Genomic DNA, 17,695 nt, shown 5'->3' with positions numbered 1-17,695 from the left:
TGGCGGGGGGAGGCCAGCAGCGTGATGAATGAGCTTCGCTGTGAACCAGATCTATGTCCTGGTGCACAGTGTGAGCTGTTGAACAAAGATAATAAACTCCCCTGCAGGTGTTTCGAATCAGCCACGCCCACGTTTACATGTAAGAAACACAGAAACCGTCCCGCCCTCTCACACTGTGAATCGTCAAACTCCCACCCGACCGGGTAAAGTAGCTTAATTGCAGGACATCTCACCTGCAGCGCAACTCGATCCGCACCGGGAAACCCAAGGCCCTACGTCCGCAGATATTAGGGTGGGGGAGCGGCCCGGCAACAAGGGAGAAACCGTGGGACTGCTTGAAACGATCCAAGAACCGGGCGACCTCAAAGCCCTGAGCGACGCTCAGCTGGCAGAACTTGCCCAGGAAATCCGCGAATTCCTTGTCAGCAACGTTTCCCGAACAGGTGGCCATCTTGGGCCTAACCTCGGAGTTGTAGAGCTGACCCTTGGCATCCATCGAGTTTTTAACTCACCCACCGACTCCATTATTTTTGATACCGGCCACCAGTCCTATGTTCACAAGCTGGTCACCGGCCGCCAGGATTTTGCGACCCTACGCCAAAAGGGCGGCATTGCAGGCTACCCCGAGCGGGCAGAATCCGAACACGACATCGTTGAGTCTTCCCACGCTTCGTCCTCCCTGTCCTGGGCCGACGGAATCTCCCGCGCCTATAAACTCACCGGGCAGACCGACCGTTACACCGTAGCCGTCATTGGCGACGGGGCCCTCACTGGCGGCATGGCCTGGGAAGCCGTCAATAATATCGCCGCTGACCGTGATCGCAAGGTTGTCATTATTGTCAACGACAACGGCCGCTCCTACGCCCCCACCGTCGGCGGCTTCGCCAACCACCTGGCCGCCCTCAAACAAGAGGTGCAGAATAAGCTCGACCAGGTACGTCTGGACTCCCGCTACGAACGCTCCCTGGACTGCGCCCGCACTAAACTCCAGAAGGGCGGGCCAGTTGGCCAGATGATTTACCGGGGCCTGCACGGCATGAAGGCCGGAATCAAGGACGTCATGGTCCCCGGTGGGATCTTCGAAGACTTGGGTATGAAGTATGTTGGCCCCATTGACGGCCACGACCAGGAAGCCGTTGAAACGGCCCTCCACCAGGCAAAGAACTTCGGCGGGCCTGTGATCGTGCACGCCATCACCGAAAAGGGGCACGGCTACGCTCCGGCTGTCAGCGACAAGGATGACATGTTCCACGCCGTCGGCGTCATTGACCCCGACACCGGAGAAGCCCTGGCTAAGTCCTCCGGCAAATCCTGGACCAGCGTCTTCGCCCAAGAAATCAAGGATATCGCCGATGAACGCCCCGATATCGTCGGCGTCACCGGGGCCATGCTCATTCCCGTGGGCCTCAAGCCCATGGCAGCAGCCCACCCCGACCGCGTCATCGACGTCGGTATCGCAGAACAGCACGCTATCGCCATGAGCGCCGGCCTGGCCTACGGGGGCCAGCACCCGGTCGTCGCCCTCTACGCCACCTTCCTCAACCGGGGCTTCGACCAGCTCCTCATGGACGTTGCCCTCCACCAGGCCGGCGTGACCATCGTCCTGGACCGCTCCGGCGTCACCGGCCCCGACGGCGCCTCCCACCACGGCATGTGGGATCTAGCCCTGCTCCAGTTCATTCCCGGCCTGCACATGGCCGCCCCCCGCGACGCCGTGACCTTACGCGAAGAACTCCGCGAAGCCGTTGCCATCAACAACGCCCCCACCGTCGTACGCTACCCCAAGGGCTCCGTCGGGGCCGACATTCCCGCCCTCGAACGCCTAGCCGACGGGGTGGACGTCCTGGCCCGCCACGGGCAGGTCAACCCCGAATCCGGCCAGCGCGACGTCCTGCTCATCGGCGTAGGGGCCTTTGCCCGCCTGGCCCTCGACACCGCAGAGATTCTCACAAACCAGGGCGTCTCCGTCACCGTCATCGACCCCCGCTGGGTCATGCCCGTGCCCGCCTCCGTCCTGGAACTGGCCAGGGACCACCGAATCGTCGTCTCCCTCGAGGACGGCGTGCGAGCAGGTGGCGTAGGCTCCCGAATCCGCCAGGAAATGCGGGCCGCCGGAATCGACACCGCCCTCAACGAACTGGGCCTGCCCGCCGAGTTCATCAAGCACGCCGAACGCCACGAAATCCTCGAAGAGGTGGGCCTCACCCCAGAGAAAATCAGCGCCGACATTCTAGCCCAGCTGGCCGGGGACATGGTGCCCTACGCCCGCACCGTAGGAGAAAAGCCCAAGCACAGCCACTAGGGTGCTGGGCCTAGACCTACCGGTCCTGGCTGCACCCACTCACAAAAATCGCCCCTACCTGCATACCAGGTAGGGGCGATTTTTGTTGATGAAACTAGGACACCCAGATACGGCCGTCCTTGACCTCAACCGTAAACTCGGGCAAGGGAGCCTCAGCAGGACCACCCTGAACGGAGCCGTCCTCAAGCGAGAAAACGGAGGCATGGCAGGGGCAGCTCATGGACTTGTCCTTCAGAGCATTGAGCTGGCAACCCTGATGGGTGCAAACCGAGGAAAAGGCATGGAACTGGCCCTCCACCGGCTGGCTCACCATGACCGAGAAACCACCGGCAGTAGCTTTCACCACGCCCCCGACGGGCACATCAGCCGCCGCCACCATGTCAGTGGGCTGGGAGGGGCGTCCGTCCTCAGCCACGAGGCTCTGCGACTCACCAGAGGTAGAACCCCCGCAGGCCGTCAAAAGGGCAGCACCTGCCCCCAGGGCAGCCGTCCCCGCAACCAGGTGACGGCGGGACACCCCACCGACGACCCCGTCCACCGACTCAGGCTTCTGATCCTGACAACCACATGAAGTACACATAAAACTCCACCTTCCTGCCTTCCGGCAAGCTAAAGAACAAAAACTAACCGCGCACCCGCGCAAACACAGCAGCCAGGGGGCCTGCGACCTGTTCAACCTGCCAGGGGCGGGCCTCCAGGGCTTCCAGGGCAGTCTGAATGCCAGCCACCGACGCATCAGCAGGCGGCTCCCAGCACAAACGACGCAGGACGTCCGGGGTCAAGAGATTCTCCTGGGGCATACCCAGCCGCTCAGCAAGCTCAAGAATCACCGGCTTAGCCTCAGCAATCAGCTCCGCCGACTCAGGCCGCTTTACCTCCCAAGCCTTCAAGGGGGGAGGGCCGGAGGCCGGAGTCGTAAAAGGAACCGGGTCATCCGTATTCCGAGCCTCAGCAATAGCCTTCACCCAGCGCGGGGCCTCCCGCTTCAAAGCCCGGGTCTGAAAACCGGGAATCTGCAAGATAGCCGGAACAGACCGGGGCATCAGACGGGCAGCAGTAATGAGGGAGGAATCCGGCAACAAACGCTTCGGCGCTACGTCCTTCGCCTGGGCCAGCCGGTCACGCTCATACCAGAGGTTCCGTAAGGCAGTGAGCTGACGGCGGGTCTTCACATCCCGAATCCCCTTCGTCTTCCGCCAGGGATCAGGCTTCTCATCGCTGAGCGGGTGCTCAACCACATACCTAAACTCCTCCAGGGCAAAACCCAACTTGCCCTGGGCCCGCAGCTCGTCCTCCACCGCGTCCCGCAAATCAAGCAGAATCTCAACATCCAGGGCCGCATAGTTGAGCCAGGACGCAGGGAGAGGCCGGTGGGACCAATCCACCGCAGAATGTTCCTTAGCTAGCTTGTACCCCAGCAAATGTTCCACCATGAACCCCAGGCCAACCCGCTCAAAACCAGCCAGGCGACCGCCCAGCTCCGTATCAAAAAGAGCGTCAGGGTACATCCCCAAATCAGCCAGGCAGGGCAAATCCTGGGTCGCAGCATGAAGAACCCACTCAGCCCCAGCCAGGGCCTCGTTAATGGGGGAGAGGTCTTCAAAACACTCAGGGTCAATCAAAATAACCCCTGAATCGCCACGCTTCAGCTGCACCAAAAAAGCCCGCTGACCATAGCGAATACCCGAGGCCCGCTCAGTGTCAACCGCAACAGGCCCGCTCTGCTTAGCCAGTAGCTCGGCAACCCTCAACAGGCCCCGCTCAGTATTAATGACGGACGGAGTACCACCCTCGGGCTCACTCAGGGTCACCACTTCAGGAATACTCACGCCAGCAGGTAAACCCCAGCTTTTGCTGGACTGACCTGCGGTTTTCTTCTCAGGGGCCTGACCCACGGTGTATCTCCCTCATAGCACAAACTTACCTCCCCATTATGCCAGCACCCCCACCCGGTAGAAGAGTGGCGCAGGTCGCAGGCCCCGGGGTGGCCCCTACTCAGACTCGGGGCGCTCGCTGCTGCCCAGCGGCTTCTCCTCCAGGGTCAGGCAGACCGAATTAATGCAATAGCGCAGGTCGGTGGGGGTACCGTACCCCTCACCCTCAAAGACATGCCCCAGGTGGGAGTCGCAGGCAGCACAGCGCACCTCAACCCGCACCATACCCAGTGAACGATCCTCGATATAGCGCACCCTGTCCTCAGCCAAGGGCTCAAAGAAAGAGGGCCAGCCGCAATGACTCTCAAACTTCTCACTCGACCGGAACAGCTCAGTACCGCAGGCCCGGCACGAGTACACCCCCTCGGTCGTCGTATTCCAATACTCGCCCGTAAAGGCCCGCTCCGTGCCGCCCTGCCGCAAAACCTGGTATTCCAGGGGATTCAGCACAGCCTTCCAATCCTTCACAATCCTGCCCACACCGGGCACATGCTCACTCATACACAACTCCTTACCTTCCAGGGCCCGGGTAACTCCCACGCCACACTATTAGTCTTACCAGCTGGAGCGCCCCAGCAGGCAACTTTATTCCCGCCGCCCCTTACAAGCCGGGGCGCAGCCGGTTAAACTCCACCCCAGCCCCATCTCGCCTACACTTAAAACTATGGCACCACAGCAGCACCCGTCCGGCACCCCCGCCCTCACCCAGACCGCCAAGACCCTCACCCTCGCAACCGCCGCAGGCGTCACCGGGGCAGCCCTCGCCTCTGCCGGGATCCTCGCCGGCCTGGGCACCGCTGCCATCGCCACCCACTTCGCCCGCAAAATCGTCGTCCCGCCCCGGGCCCCCGCCGAGGACGCCCACGTCTACGGGCTAGGCTACGACACCGTAGACATCGCAGAAGGCCAACAACCCACCAGCATCCGCCTAGAAGCAACCGACAAAACCCGGGCCCCCGGACGCTACGGCTTCTACTTCTCAGGAGGGGCCGGCTTCGCCGTACTCGGCGACATCATCAACTACACCCCAGCCGACAACACCGTCGTCCGCACCATCGAATCCGTGCCCCACGGCAACATCACCGGAATCAAACGCGGGCGAATCAGCGGCGTCGTCGCCACCGACCCCGCCCAGGCAGGCTACGCCTACCAAGACATTGAACTCAACCTGCCCGTCGGGCCCGCCCCCGCCTGGCTCGTCCACCCCGACGCCTCCCTCACCCACCCGCAGGCAGATCAGGACGCACCCCGCCCCAGCACCACCTGGGCCATCATGGTCCACGGCATGGGAGCCACCCGCGCAGAAACCCTCCGCGCCCTCGACGCCACCCAAGCCCTCGGCCTCACCAGCCTCCACATGAGCTACCGCAACGACCGCGAAGCCCCCGCCAGCGAAGACGGCCGCTACGGCCTCGGCTTCACCGAATGGCGCGACGTCGACGTCGCCATCGACTACGCCCTCACCCACGGGGCGCGTGACGTCGTCCTCTTCGGCTGGTCCATGGGCGGCTCCATCTCCCTCCAAACCGCCGACCTCGCCCGAAACCGGCGGGCCATCCGCGCCCTCGTCCTCGACGGCCCCGCCCTCGACTGGCTCGAACTGATCCAATACCACACCCACCTCAACAAGCTCCCCCTCACCATCGGCCAACTCGGCGTCAAAATGATCAGCCACCCGGCCCTCACCAGCTTCACCGGCCTCAAAGAACCCATCAACCTCACCCGGATCTCCTGGCCCCACCGGGCAGACGACATCACCCGCCCCACCCTCATCCTGCACTCCACCGACGACCTCTTCGTCCCCTATCAGCCCTCAGCCCGCCTGGCCGAACTCTCCCCCCTGGTCGATTTCGTCCCCTTCACCGGCGCCTCCCACACCCGAGAATGGAACATCGACCCCGAACGGTGGACCACCACCGTCACCCGCTGGCTCACCGACACCCTGGCAGGGCCCCAACCCCAGGGCTAACACCAAAAGGACGCACCCGCCACAGCAGGTGCGTCCTCAACAGCTATCACAGGGAAGGCCCCCCGGGGGGCGTGAAACCTAGGGGGCTGCAATATCGGCATAGGCCCCAGAGGTCAGCGCCACCAGGTCATCAGCCGCCAGCTCAACATCCAGGCCCCGACGCCCGCCCGACACCAAAATCGTGTCAAAAAGCTGGGCGGTTTCGTCCACCAGGGTAGGGTGGGCCGTCTTCTGACCCAGGGGAGAAATACCACCCACCACATAGCCGGTGCGCTTCTCCGCCACATCAGGGGCAGCCATCTTAGCTGACTTCCAGCCCAGCGCAGCCGCTGCCGCCTTCACATTCAACTTGCCACCCACCGGCACCACACAAACCGCAAAATCCTTCTCATGGGTAATCATCAGGGTCTTAAAAACCTGCTCGGGGGAGCGGCCCAACTTCTCAGCAGCCTCCAGGCCAAAGTTGGTTTCACCCTCCGCATGCTCATACTCACGCACCTCAAAAGGCGTACCAGTTTCCTGCAACAGGGAAATCGCCGCAGTAGCAGCCCCCGCCTTCTTCTTCGCTTTGGCCAAACCAAAACCACCTTTCACACAGAACACGAACACCTACCAGCCTAAAACGAACCCACCCCACCAACCTGCCACCGTCCGCCCCAAACCCCCAAGTGTGAACAACCCAACCGCCTCAAGGTCACCAGCACCCAAACCGCAACATTCGGTAACGCCCACCCAAGCAACTACACTAGGAATGTCAGGAACCCAAGCGCATAGGCGCGCCCACAGAAAGACCTCCCGTGGCAACCATCACCCACCTCACCGACCGCACCCCCCAGGTATCAGCCGACGAACTCCTCGCCGGCTTCCGCCCCTCAGAACGCTTCGGTGAAGTATCCTTCGACACCTACCGCCCCGACCCCGCCCAGCCCTCCCAACAGGCAGCCGTCGACGCCCTCCGAGCCTTCGGCGAAACCATCAACCGCGGCGGATCAAGCAGCGGCGGCGGCTTCTTCGGCAAACTCTTCGGCGGCAGCAAAAAGAAGGACGCCACTAAAGCCGGCCTCTACCTCGACGGCGGCTTCGGCGTCGGCAAAACCCACCTCCTCGCCTCCCTCTGGCATTCCGTCGACGGCCCCAAAGCCTTCGGCACCTTCGTCGAATACACCAACCTCGTTGGCGCCCTCACCTTCCGCAAAACCGTCGAAGCCCTCTCCGGCTACAAACTCGTCTGTATCGACGAATTTGAACTCGACGACCCCGGCGACACCGTCCTCATGTCCCGCCTCATGCGCGAACTAGCAGAAGCCGGCGTCAAACTCGTCGCAACCTCCAACACCCTGCCCGGCGCCCTCGGCGAAGGCCGCTTCGCCGCCGCCGACTTCAAACGCGAAATCCAAGTCCTCGCCGACCAATTCGACGTCCTGCGCGTCGACGGCGAAGACTTCCGCCACCGCGGCCTCCCCGCCGCCCCCGCACCCGTCGCAGACGCTGATTTCGACTCACTGATTGATAGTCGTTTCGGTGGACTCGGCACCGTCGCCATCGACGACTTCGAAACCCTCATCGACCACCTCTCCCGCGTCCACCCCTCCCGCTACCGCCAATTCATCGACGGCCTCGACGCCATCGCCTGGCGCAACGTCACCACCATCACCCAACAAGCAGTCGCCCTCCGCTTCGTCGTCCTCGCCGACCGCCTCTACGACAAAGACCTCCCCATCATCGCCTCCGGCGTCCCCTTCGACCGCGTCTTCACCGAAGAAATGATGACCGGCGGATACCAGAAAAAATACTTCCGCGCGGTTTCACGCCTTACAGCCCTGGCGCGTGAAGGAATGCTCGACGATAAGGCGGCGTGAAACCACTCCGTTCGCTCTAGTAGTGGCTTAGATCAGGCTTATTACGGATTCATTTAAGGCTTCGCAGGCTCAGCCAATTCGCTCCGTTTTCTATTTCGCTTCGCGGAAAACGGGAGCTCATCCCGCTCACTCCGTCTCGCCTCACAGCCCTAGCGCGTGAGGGGATGTTGGACGATTAGGCCTACAACAAGGACGCCGGGGCGCACCCACCTGCTACAGGCAGGAAAGTGCGCCCCGGCGTCCCTTTCTTGTGCAGGGTCCTAGCCAGGGAAGCCCAGCTCAGCCCAACGCACCCGCGTCAACTCAGCGACACGCATATCAAGCAGGGGAGCGGAACCGTCCTCAAGCGGGCGTCCCGGCTGGCTTTTCACCAGCGTCCGAAACCCGGTAAACCCAACCCTGCGAGCCACCCGCTCAGACGCCCCATTATCAGCAAGCGCCTTCCAACTCAGCCGGTCCAGGCCCAAGCCCTGCGGATCCAAGGCAAAGCCCACCACCATACCCAGGGCCTCCGTCAACAAACCCTGCCCCCGGCTACCCGGAGCCAACCAGTAACCAACCTCAGCTGACGAATCCGTGACGTTAAACAGGCTCACCACACCGGCAAAAACCCCGCTCGCATCAATACCCCACACCAGCTCATGCCCGCTCGCACCCGCCTGATGGGTGTAGGCAACGAAATCACGGGCAGTCTCTTCCGTATAGTTCAGGGGCACTGAAAGGCAAAACCGAATAATGTCCGGATCCTGGCAAGCTGCAGCCATCTGACTAGCATCGGAAACACGCAAAGGACGCAGAGTAAACCGTTCAGCCAACAACTGGGGATGCATATCAACTCCATACACATAGAAATCTTCCCTACAGTCTACGCGCCACCCAATGTGGCGCAGGGCATAGAAGAAAAATTTTCAGCCACAGAAGAGTATGGTGGGAAAAACCGCGAAAACACGCGGAAAAACCGGCCAAACGGAGCGGGGAACACCGATTTGGCAAGAGTGCCGAAACCGTGTAAAGTATTTACTCGTTGGTTCGGTTCCCCACAAGGAACAGAAACATCTGCGGTTGTAGCTCAGTTGGTAGAGCACCACCTTGCCAAGGTGGATGTCGCGAGTTCAAGTCTCGTCAACCGCTCGCAACACTCACTTGAGTGTCTAGCGCGATTGGCGCAGCGGTAGCGCACTTCCTTGACATGGAAGGGGTCACTGGTTCGATCCCAGTATCGCGCACAAGACTACTACAGTCTATGCGGTTGTAGCTCAGTTGGTAGAGCACCACCTTGCCAAGGTGGATGTCGCGAGTTCAAGTCTCGTCAACCGCTCCAATCAAACCCCGGTTCAATGAGCCGGGGCTTTTGTATCGTTATCTACCACTTGATAGAGTGTTCACCATGTATTTCGCAGCAGCTATCGCTAAGCCCTGGATCCGCCGCTAAAGGCGGCTTACACCTAGGGTTCAATCTCTTCAGCCGCCGTTCCATCACCCCAGATGAACGGGTACATAGTCGTACCCTCAACGGACTAGAGAGAATATGCGAAACAATAAACGTCACCCCGAAGAACCTCAAACATTAGGCTTCGTTACTCACCAGAGCGGAACATCCGCCACCGCACACATCAAGGCTGAAAATATCTCCGCCACTAGAGGCGGAAAATTACTGTTCTCTGATTTAAACCTGACAATATCGGCACATACCAAGATGGCGGTCGTTGGAGAGAACGGTACAGGGAAAAGCACCCTGCTCAAAATACTGTCAGGCCTAGAAAACCCTGACCTGGGTGAAGTGGCATCTCAGGGGACAATCGCTTTTGTTGGGCAGGATATGGCAGTGATCGACCATCAAACTGTAGGCGACCTCATCAAACTATCCACTCAGCATGCACACACAGCACTTGCAGACCTCGATAGAGCATCAGAATTACTCGCGCTTGGACATGAGGGTGCAGAGGCTGCCTACGCTCAAGCGCTAGAAAAAGCTAGTGCACTGGAAGCATGGGATATTGACAGAAAAATCGATCAAGCGCTCCACGGACTAAAAGCGTGTACAGACCGATCCCGAAACCTTAGCACCCTGTCGGTGGGCCAGAGGTACAGGGTGAGGCTTGCTGTGCTTCTCGGCGCAGGGGCAGATGTACTTCTACTCGATGAACCAACCAATCATTTAGATAGAGAGTCGATTGAATTCCTGACTCAGTCCCTGCAGGAGCTAAAGAGCGGATTTGCGGTAGTCAGCCATGACCGGCAACTCCTGATTGATGTTGCGCAGACTTTCTGCGATCTTGACCCGTCATTACAAGGGGTGCCCCAGGTCTACTCTGGTGGCTACAAAGGGTGGCAGAAGGGAAAACGAAAAGACCGTATTGCGTGGGAGAAAACCTACCAAGACCACGTCAACCGCACAGAAGAACTGAAACAGGCGGTTGAAGAGGCAGGGGCTAGGTTGCACACAGGGTGGCGGCCGCCCAAGGGGACGGGAAAGCATCAGCGAGCTACGCGAGCTGCTGGCCACGTCAAAGCGTTCAAGCAACGTCTCAACGAGCTGGAAAGCTATCGCATTGAAGTTCCTGAACCACCGAGTATTCTGCAGTACCCAGAGGTGCGAATTGAGAAAGAAAAGCTATTGCTTGAAGCTAGCGATATCGCATATCTGGGGCGCAGCGCCCATGGCGTTAGCTTATCGCTAAGGACCGGGCAAAAAATCGTGGTGACCGGAGGAAACGGGACCGGTAAATCAACCTTGATTTCCATGCTGGCAGGGGAGCTGGCCCCCACAAGCGGAAGTGTGACCGTAGCTCCTGAGATGAAGATAGCCCTGCTGTCGCAAGAGGTGCCCCAGTGGAACCCAGAGCTAACCCCAGAAGATGTGTATCGGCAGAGCCTCATTCAAACAGGTACCTACGCGGAGTATCCGGACACACCGACTCTAGAAAGCCTGGGTTTACTGGCCACCGAAGCGCGTACCACCCGTGTTGGGCAGCTTTCCGCTGGCCAGCAAAGGAGACTACACCTGGCAGTCACTATAGCTCAACGTCCTCACGTCCTGCTGCTCGATGAGCCGACCAACCACCTATCAATGACCCTGCTCGACCAACTTATACCCCATCTCAGGGGAACCCAGTCGAGTGTTGTTGTCGCAACTCATGACCGGTACCTTCTTTCCAAGTTAAGTGACTGGCAAGAAGTGCATCTGCAATAGTTTCGCCAGGTTGAAAGACCACCTACACTTGTGTATAGTTATTCGAGTTGCGGTTGTAGCTCAGTTGGTAGAGCACCACCTTGCCAAGGTGGATGTCGCGAGTTCAAGTCTCGTCAACCGCTCTCTCGAAAACACAGTTTTCGCAACTCAGGCCACGGTCTGAGCGTGTGGTGGGGTGGTCGAGTGGTTAGGCAACGGTCTGCAAAACCGTGTACGCGGGTTCGAATCCCGTCCTCACCTCCACGCGCGATTGGCGCAGCGGTAGCGCACTTCCTTGACATGGAAGGGGTCACTGGTTCGATCCCAGTATCGCGCACAGAAAAAGGCTCCCTAGCTTCGGCTAGGGGGCCTTTTGTTTTCATGAGGCACCAATTACCCCCCCGGCCCGTTATTTGCCTCGGGCTGGCCCGTTAGCCGCTCCGTCCAGGTCAGTTACTCGTTCCGTCCCGTTACCTGCCTCGGCCTGGACTGTTGCCCGCCTCACCCCTGTCCGTTATTTATCTCGCCCCGTCCCGTTACACGCTCCGTCCAGATCCGTTGCCCGCCTCGTCCCGTCCGCCAGCCTCACCTACTCTTCGCTCAGCCGCCCCCCGGATATTGGACCTGTATCTGCTCAGATGTCTCATATTTGGACCATATTCAGGTCAAAAATCAACAATATCCTGCCCTTTTTTGACTTTGAGGTGGTCCAAATATAGGTTTGCTGACTTTTTTATGGTCCAAACATGGGCAGGACGGGTTTGGGCTGGGCTTGGGCTGGTCCAATGGTAGGACGCGGTGGGCTTGGGACGGTCCATATGTGGGCAGGAGGCGCCCGGGCTGGTCCAAAGGTGGGCCTGGGGTGGTCCAATGGCCGGACGGGGTGGGCCTGGGCTGGTCCAATGGTAGGACGGGGTGGGCTTGGGCTGGTCCAAAGGTGGTCAGAAGCGCCTGAGATGGTCCAAAGGTGGGGGAGGGGGTGTGTAACACTAGAACCATGCACCTTACCGTTACCCACTTCGGATTTAGCCCCCTCAAAGGCGCCCGCCACCAGGCCCAAAAATCCGCCGACATCACGCCGTCCGGAATAACTACCAACCGCCGCTGGGCCCTCACCCAACCCAGCAACAAAACTGTCCTCCGCACCGTCGCCCACCCCCGCCTCATGGCAGTTACCACCCGCCTCACCCAGGACGGGCCCACCACCCACCTCACCCTCAACATCCCCGGCCACGGGAACCACACCGTCCCCGCCCTCGAAGAAACGCCAACCAGTAGCTACACCTCCTGGGGAAGCCCTAAAGAACTCGCCCCCTACACCCACGAGGTCAATGACGCCCTCAGCACCTACCTGGGCACAGAAGTTCAGCTAGCCTACGCCCCGAAAACCAGCCTCATCTACTCCGGTGCCCTGTCCCTCATCGGCACCGCGACCCTGGCTGACATCGCCCACCGCGCTCAAGCCACCGGCCAAAACTTTACCCCAGAGCAGGCAGCCAGGTTCCGTTGCAACCTCATTGTCGAAACCGACACCCCCTACATCGAAGAGAGCTGGCAGGGGAGAACCGTCACCCTCCACCCCGGGCAAGATACTCCAGAGCGGCTTACAGGGCTCACCCTCACCCTGGGCAAGGGAATAGGCCGCTGCGTCGTCATCGACGCCCACCCTGCCACCGGCCAGAGGGACACCAAGCTGCTGAAGCTGCTCTCTACCTACCGGCCCCGCAACCACAGGGGTGAACCTATCGCTGGTATCTACGCCGAACCTCTCACCTCCTCGACCCGCCCCTGAACAAGGCAAAAACCCCTACACCCTGTTGGTTCAAGGCCTCATTTGGCGGATAATAAAGGCAACAACCCTCAAGGAAGAAGGTTCTGGCATGTTAGTAAACCGGTCGTCCCTAGCAGGCATCTTCGCGGTATCCGCACTGACCCTAGCCGCCTGCAGCAACCCCAACGTACACCAGGCTCAGAATACAGGCACAACAACCATCGAACAGATGGTGGACGTACAGGCCCCTTCAGGCACACCAGCCGTTGAATTTGAATGGGCGGACGGCCCCACCGCCGCTGATGACCGCCCAATAGCGCCAATCGAGTGGGCCAAGGACGACAAAATAATCATGGCCCACCTTGACCTTGGGAACGTTAGCGTCGGCGACTTTAGCCTGCCGGTACGGGGAACCCTGGCCTCCTCAAACAATCAGTCCGGCCCTAAGCCCCTGATCATTGTCAGCCACCTCCGTGCACCTGGCTGTACCGGTGAAAACTATGCCTACCCCTGCCCGGGTGGAACCGAAGAAATCCGGTATAACCGGGGCATGAACTACCTGGCAGCTGATTTAGCCGCCCAGGGGTACACCGTCCTGATTCCTGATCTGGCCCCGGCCTTCATCGGGGTGGACGCCACCACCCCCTACAGCCAGGCCGAGGCCTGGACCAAGGTCGTCCAGACCCTACTAGAGTCAGATAGCACAGCCAGCTACCTGCCCCAGATTGATTCTGACCAGGTTGGTTTGCTGGTACACTCACGGTCTGCCGGTTTGATTACAGCCGCCAATGAACTCCTGGGGGATAAGCTCAAAGGAGTCATGGCGTTTGGCCCCTACTTCACCACCGAAACAGCTGACGAATTTGCCCAGCCCCTACCCGATGTGCCCTACCTGGCCCTCACCGGCGAACTCGATAGCGACGTCAAAAGCGCTGGAAACCGATACCTGACCCGCTACCTGGGCCAGGAACGGACCGCCCCCGCCTATGAAGGACGTGTTGAAGGGCTGGGGCACATGTACATCAACAGGGCCATGTCGGTTGCTGGCACGGACGACCGCATTGGCTGTGATGTGCTGGATTGCCGGGACGCCGCCACCCACGAGCAAGCCCTCACCGAGACCGCCCTCGGATGGTTCGGCCAGATCATGCCAACTGCAGGAACCCAGGCCCGCACCAAGAGCTCCAACGACGTCTCAACCTTGGTGACGGAGAGCTCCGCAACCCCACCGATACTTTTCCCCGAACAGGTCACGGGTTTGGACGTCCGCTGGTTGGCTGCTACGCCAGGTTTCTCGGTGACCCGCCTAGCGGCAACCGACCTGGAGGCAACCGGTGGGCAGGTGTGCGTCCTGGCCGAAAACGTGGTGGCAACACCTGCCGGACCCTGCGACGAACCTGAAGCCGGGGTTGCCGAATCAACTGTGCCAGTCTTGGCGTTCACAGAAACGAGTATCAGCGGTACCTGGCCAGCCGCGGACGGTCTGGCCCTTCACGTTCTACCCCTAGGTGCGCCGTCCAAGGAGCAAGGGCTCACCGTCACCCTGACCACTGACCGCGGGGACTTCACCACCACCATCAGCGGGACGCACCCGGCGCTCGCCAGCCGGGTAACCGACTACAGCGACGGCTACTACATGCCCTCGACCGTCCGCCTGGCCCTACCCCAGGATTTGCGTGGGGCAACCCTCACCGGCATCACCCTCCAGGGAGGAGACACCACCTTTGCCCTAGCTGGCGTAGACATCTGGTAATACTCTGTGTTCCCGGTTACGGAACGGTAAGCTAGGAGGAGTTGTTAGATCGTCGAAAGAGTAACTGTGTCCCGTCAGCTCCTTCCCCTCCTTGCCCTGTCTGCGCTCGCCCTCGCCGGTTGTAGCCAGGGGGCCCCTGAAACTCAGGACGCCGCCGCCCCGGCTTCTAACACCAGTGCGGCGGGGGAGGGCCAGCAGGGGGCGGCCACTAACGGTCACACTAGCGGCCTCACTGCATCTGCCGCTGGCGGGGCCTGCTGGGAGGGCGGCGACTGCGTCTCCCTGCTTTTTGCCGGGGACTTCCTCATGCACAACATGCTCTGGGACCAGGCCGCCGCTGACGCTGCTGCCCTCGGAAAAACCGGCCTGGACTTTAGCCCGCTGATCGCTGAACAGAAACCCTACCTGGACCGGGCTGACCTGGGCGTCTGCCAGATGGAAACTGCCGTCGCAGACCCGGCAGGACCCTACCTGGGCTACCCCAACTTCAACGTTCCCCCGCAGATCCTGGACGCCGCTGCGGCAACCGGCTGGGACGTCTGCATGACGGCCTCTAACCACTCCATCGACCAGAAAACAGCCGGGCTGGAACGCACCTACCGGGCCGTCCAGGCAGCCGGCATGGGCGTCACCGGCACCAACCTAACCGAAGAAGAAGCCAGCCAACCCGATATTTTCACCACCGCCAACGGGGCCGAGGTCGCTATCATCACCGGCACCTACGGGCTCAACGGCAATGTGCCTGACTACCCCTGGCAGGTAGATATGCTGGACGCCGAAGCCATGACTGCCAAGGCCAAGGCCGCCCGGGAGCAGGGGGCAGACCTGGTGATCGCTAACATGCACGCTGGCGACGAGTACGTCCACGAACCCAACGCCCAGCAGGTCGAAACCGCCCACGCCCTCGTCGACTCAGGCCAGTTCGACCTGATTGTTGGCCAGCACGCCCACGCCGTCCAGCCCATTGAAAAATACAAGGACACCTGGATCATCTACGGGCTGGGCAATAACCTGACCGAACTCTCACCCACCTACGTCGCCAACAACGAGGGAATCATGGTCAACCCTATTTTTACCAAGGGTGACGACGGTACCTGGGCCGTGCACGATCTGCGGTGGGTGTCGTCCACCATGGTTGATACCCCCGGCTACCGCTACTGCATTACCTCACCCATCCGTCCCGAAACTGACTGCGTCGATGAGGCGTATGCGGCAGAATCCAACGCCAGGGTCAAGAAGATTGTGGAATCTATGGGGGCTGCAGAAGCTGGTGCCCGCGAATGGACCTAAGGTAGTAGACCTAACCTACCTGCCCCCTCGTCCTGAAGGGGGCAGGCGCGTATAATCTATAGGGCGCCCGCAGTGATTGGGCGCCCGATTTTTTGCCCAACCCCCACGCTAGGACTTTCCTCTTTGACTACTCCCATGCTCGCGCAGGCCACCGACTTTGGCCGGATGTACGCGCGTACCGTGGGCGGGGAACTCCTGGTTCCATCGATCACCACCGTCATCGGGCAGCAGGCCAACGACCTTTCAGGCTGGCACGGTTACATGGCCGCCAAGGCCGCCCTAGAAGATCAGCGATCCTACCGGGCCTCTAGCTCCCCGGGCCTCAAATTCGCGGTGATTCGCGACGCAGCCGCCGCCTCAGAACGCTACCGCGACGCCGCTGCCGCCCGGGGCGACCGCGTCCACAACTACGCAGAACAGGTGGCCCTACGCGCCATGGGGCTGCCCCACGAGGTTGAGGGCTACCGGGAAAACCTGATCGCCCACGGGGAGCAGGCCTACGCCGACCGCTTCGACGAATGGTGGGAACTCTACCGGCCCAAGCCCCTGGCCACCGAAGTTACCATCTGGAACGAGACGGTTGGCTACGCCGGAACCCTCGACCTGGTGGCCGAAATAGCCGGGCACACCTGCATTATCGACTACAAGACCAAGGGCACCGACCGCAAGGGGCGAGTCAAGCCCCTGGACGACAAGGTCGTCATGCAGCTGGTGGCCGGGGTCAAAGCTGAAGAAGCCCTGGTCGACCCCGAAAAAGGGGAGTGGGAGCCCTGGAAACACTCAGGGGCCAGTATTCTCATGGGCGTTGCCCTGGGCGAAACCCAGGTTGTGCCCCAGCAGGCCAACCCCCAGGTGCTAGAGCGCAACTGGTACAAGTTCTGCGCCCTCAAACGGGTCTGGGACCTCAACCGTCAGCTCACCGAAACCCCTGAAGACCATCTCATGCCGGTGGTGCCCCCGCCCCACCCCACCCCGACCATTGAGGCCGGGGCGGCCGCGTCCTAACCGAAGAAACCAAAGTGAGACACCATGACCATTCTGACCATTAGAACCGTGGGCGACCCCGTCCTCCGCACCGAGTGCGACCCCATCACCGTCTTTGACGCCGACCTCGAAAAACTGGTCGCTGACATGCTCGAAACCATGTACGCGGTGGAGGGTGTCGGGCTAGCTGGCCCCCAGGTAGGGATTTCCAAGCAGATTTTTACCTTCGGCGGAATCGAGGGGCGCGAGGGGCACATCATCAACCCCGTACTTGAAGTAGGCGACGAACCCCAGGAAGGCGGCGAGGGCTGCCTCTCAGTACCCGGCCTCTCTGCCGCCACCCCGCGCAAGAACTGGGCGCGGGTCACCGGCGTCAACTGCAAGGGCGAACCGGTGGTCTACGAGGGCGAGGGCCTCTTTGCCCGCATGCTCCAGCACGAAACCGACCACCTCTACGGCACCATGTACATTGACCGGGTCGAGGGTGAAGACAAGAAAAACATCTGGCGCAAGATTCGCCAGGCCAACTACAACGATGTTGCCGCAGCGGTTCAGGGGGACCGGGCCCAGACGACCTCATCCAGCTTTGGTGCCCTGGGCGGCTCCTTTGGGGCAGCAGGCGGGGCCAAGAAGCCGGGCGCTTTTGGAATCTAAGAGGGAG

Annotated in this window: 14 protein-coding genes and 6 tRNA genes; 15 read left to right on the top strand and 5 right to left on the bottom strand. The window is 60.8% G+C overall.

Going from position 1 to position 17,695, the window contains the following annotated elements:
* Positions 1–325: 325 nt before the first annotated feature.
* A complete protein-coding gene (gene dxs, locus L7A15_RS03925) occupies positions 326–2,302 on the top strand; it encodes a 1-deoxy-D-xylulose-5-phosphate synthase (RefSeq protein WP_237208412.1) in 1,977 nt (658 codons plus the stop codon).
* A gap of 94 nt (positions 2,303–2,396) precedes the next feature.
* On the opposite strand, the gene L7A15_RS03920 is transcribed toward dxs, so the two are convergent.
* The 3 genes from L7A15_RS03920 to msrB form a co-directional block, all read right to left on the bottom strand.
* On the bottom strand, positions 2,397–2,882 hold the full coding sequence (locus L7A15_RS03920) for a Rieske (2Fe-2S) protein (protein ID WP_237208330.1): 486 nt from the start codon (positions 2,880–2,882) through the stop codon (positions 2,397–2,399).
* A gap of 43 nt (positions 2,883–2,925) precedes the next feature.
* Entirely contained in the window at positions 2,926–4,197 is a 1,272-nt protein-coding gene (locus tag L7A15_RS03915; RefSeq protein ID WP_237208329.1) for an HRDC domain-containing protein, read from the bottom strand.
* Positions 4,198–4,293: 96 nt separating this feature from the next.
* On the bottom strand, positions 4,294–4,737 hold the full coding sequence (gene msrB, locus L7A15_RS03910) for a peptide-methionine (R)-S-oxide reductase MsrB (protein WP_237208328.1): 444 nt from the start codon (positions 4,735–4,737) through the stop codon (positions 4,294–4,296).
* 163 nt (positions 4,738–4,900) lie between these two features.
* Between msrB and L7A15_RS03905 the strand changes: the two genes are divergently transcribed.
* The gene (locus L7A15_RS03905) at positions 4,901–6,205 is read left to right on the top strand and encodes an alpha/beta hydrolase family protein (protein ID WP_237191619.1); all 1,305 of its coding nucleotides are present in this window, start codon (positions 4,901–4,903) and stop codon (positions 6,203–6,205) included.
* Between the two features lie 78 nt (positions 6,206–6,283).
* Here L7A15_RS03905 and ybaK read toward each other — a convergent pair whose 3' ends face one another.
* Positions 6,284–6,781, bottom strand: a complete 498-nt coding sequence (gene ybaK, locus L7A15_RS03900; protein ID WP_237208327.1) for a Cys-tRNA(Pro) deacylase — start codon at positions 6,779–6,781, stop codon at positions 6,284–6,286.
* Between the two features lie 221 nt (positions 6,782–7,002).
* On the opposite strand from ybaK, the gene zapE reads away from it, so the two are divergent.
* Positions 7,003–8,064: a cell division protein ZapE gene (zapE, locus tag L7A15_RS03895; protein WP_237208326.1), complete on the top strand. Its 1,062-nt coding sequence runs from the start codon at positions 7,003–7,005 to the stop codon at positions 8,062–8,064.
* 260 nt (positions 8,065–8,324) lie between these two features.
* On the opposite strand, the gene L7A15_RS03890 is transcribed toward zapE, so the two are convergent.
* The gene (locus tag L7A15_RS03890) at positions 8,325–8,894 is read right to left on the bottom strand and encodes a GNAT family N-acetyltransferase (RefSeq protein WP_237218499.1); all 570 of its coding nucleotides are present in this window, start codon (positions 8,892–8,894) and stop codon (positions 8,325–8,327) included.
* 228 nt (positions 8,895–9,122) lie between these two features.
* Between L7A15_RS03890 and L7A15_RS03885 the strand changes: the two genes are divergently transcribed.
* From L7A15_RS03885 to def, 12 genes are all read left to right on the top strand, one after another.
* A tRNA-Gly gene (locus L7A15_RS03885) sits at positions 9,123–9,195 on the top strand.
* A gap of 23 nt (positions 9,196–9,218) precedes the next feature.
* Positions 9,219–9,290, top strand: a tRNA-Val gene (locus L7A15_RS03880).
* Between the two features lie 19 nt (positions 9,291–9,309).
* A tRNA-Gly gene (locus L7A15_RS03875) sits at positions 9,310–9,385 on the top strand.
* A 207-nt stretch (positions 9,386–9,592) separates the two neighbouring features.
* Positions 9,593–11,257 (top strand): ABC-F family ATP-binding cassette domain-containing protein, encoded by a 1,665-nt coding sequence (locus L7A15_RS03870; protein ID WP_237212301.1) that lies wholly within the window; start codon positions 9,593–9,595, stop codon positions 11,255–11,257.
* A gap of 49 nt (positions 11,258–11,306) precedes the next feature.
* Positions 11,307–11,379, top strand: a tRNA-Gly gene (locus L7A15_RS03865).
* 47 nt (positions 11,380–11,426) lie between these two features.
* A tRNA-Cys gene (locus L7A15_RS03860) sits at positions 11,427–11,500 on the top strand.
* A gap of 1 nt (position 11,501) precedes the next feature.
* Positions 11,502–11,573: transfer RNA gene (locus L7A15_RS03855), tRNA-Val, on the top strand.
* Between the two features lie 660 nt (positions 11,574–12,233).
* Positions 12,234–13,028, top strand: coding sequence for an MOSC N-terminal beta barrel domain-containing protein (locus tag L7A15_RS03850; protein ID WP_237212300.1), 795 nt, complete (start codon positions 12,234–12,236; stop codon positions 13,026–13,028).
* An 88-nt stretch (positions 13,029–13,116) separates the two neighbouring features.
* Positions 13,117–14,760 (top strand): hypothetical protein, encoded by a 1,644-nt coding sequence (locus L7A15_RS03845; RefSeq protein WP_237212299.1) that lies wholly within the window; start codon positions 13,117–13,119, stop codon positions 14,758–14,760.
* A gap of 66 nt (positions 14,761–14,826) precedes the next feature.
* The gene (locus tag L7A15_RS03840; RefSeq protein WP_237212298.1) at positions 14,827–16,050 is read left to right on the top strand and encodes a CapA family protein; all 1,224 of its coding nucleotides are present in this window, start codon (positions 14,827–14,829) and stop codon (positions 16,048–16,050) included.
* Positions 16,051–16,173: 123 nt separating this feature from the next.
* Entirely contained in the window at positions 16,174–17,055 is an 882-nt protein-coding gene (locus L7A15_RS03835; RefSeq protein WP_237187604.1) for a PD-(D/E)XK nuclease family protein, read from the top strand.
* Positions 17,056–17,079: 24 nt separating this feature from the next.
* The gene (gene def, locus L7A15_RS03830) at positions 17,080–17,688 is read left to right on the top strand and encodes a peptide deformylase (protein WP_237212297.1); all 609 of its coding nucleotides are present in this window, start codon (positions 17,080–17,082) and stop codon (positions 17,686–17,688) included.
* The last annotated feature ends 7 nt before the right edge of the window (positions 17,689–17,695 follow it).

This window comes from Rothia nasimurium, from assembly GCF_928391935.1.
In the GTDB taxonomy this organism is placed as follows: Bacteria; Actinomycetota; Actinomycetes; order Actinomycetales; family Micrococcaceae; genus Rothia; species Rothia nasimurium_D.
This window is presented reverse-complemented; position numbering and strand designations above follow the sequence as displayed.

Bases quoted from the DNA above. Each gene is read 5' to 3' on its own strand.
- L7A15_RS03905 (WP_237191619.1), top strand. From the start codon at position 4,901: ATGGCACCACAGCAGCACCCGTCCGGCACCCCCGCCCTCACCCAGACC.
- L7A15_RS03920 (WP_237208330.1), bottom strand. From the start codon at position 2,882: ATGTGTACTTCATGTGGTTGTCAGGATCAGAAGCCTGAGTCGGTGGAC.
- L7A15_RS03870 (WP_237212301.1), top strand. From the start codon at position 9,593: ATGCGAAACAATAAACGTCACCCCGAAGAACCTCAAACATTAGGCTTC.
- L7A15_RS03850 (WP_237212300.1), top strand. From the start codon at position 12,234: ATGCACCTTACCGTTACCCACTTCGGATTTAGCCCCCTCAAAGGCGCC.
- msrB (WP_237208328.1), bottom strand. From the start codon at position 4,737: ATGAGTGAGCATGTGCCCGGTGTGGGCAGGATTGTGAAGGATTGGAAG.
- L7A15_RS03845 (WP_237212299.1), top strand. From the start codon at position 13,117: ATGTTAGTAAACCGGTCGTCCCTAGCAGGCATCTTCGCGGTATCCGCA.
- L7A15_RS03890 (WP_237218499.1), bottom strand. From the start codon at position 8,894: ATGCATCCCCAGTTGTTGGCTGAACGGTTTACTCTGCGTCCTTTGCGT.
- def (WP_237212297.1), top strand. From the start codon at position 17,080: ATGACCATTCTGACCATTAGAACCGTGGGCGACCCCGTCCTCCGCACC.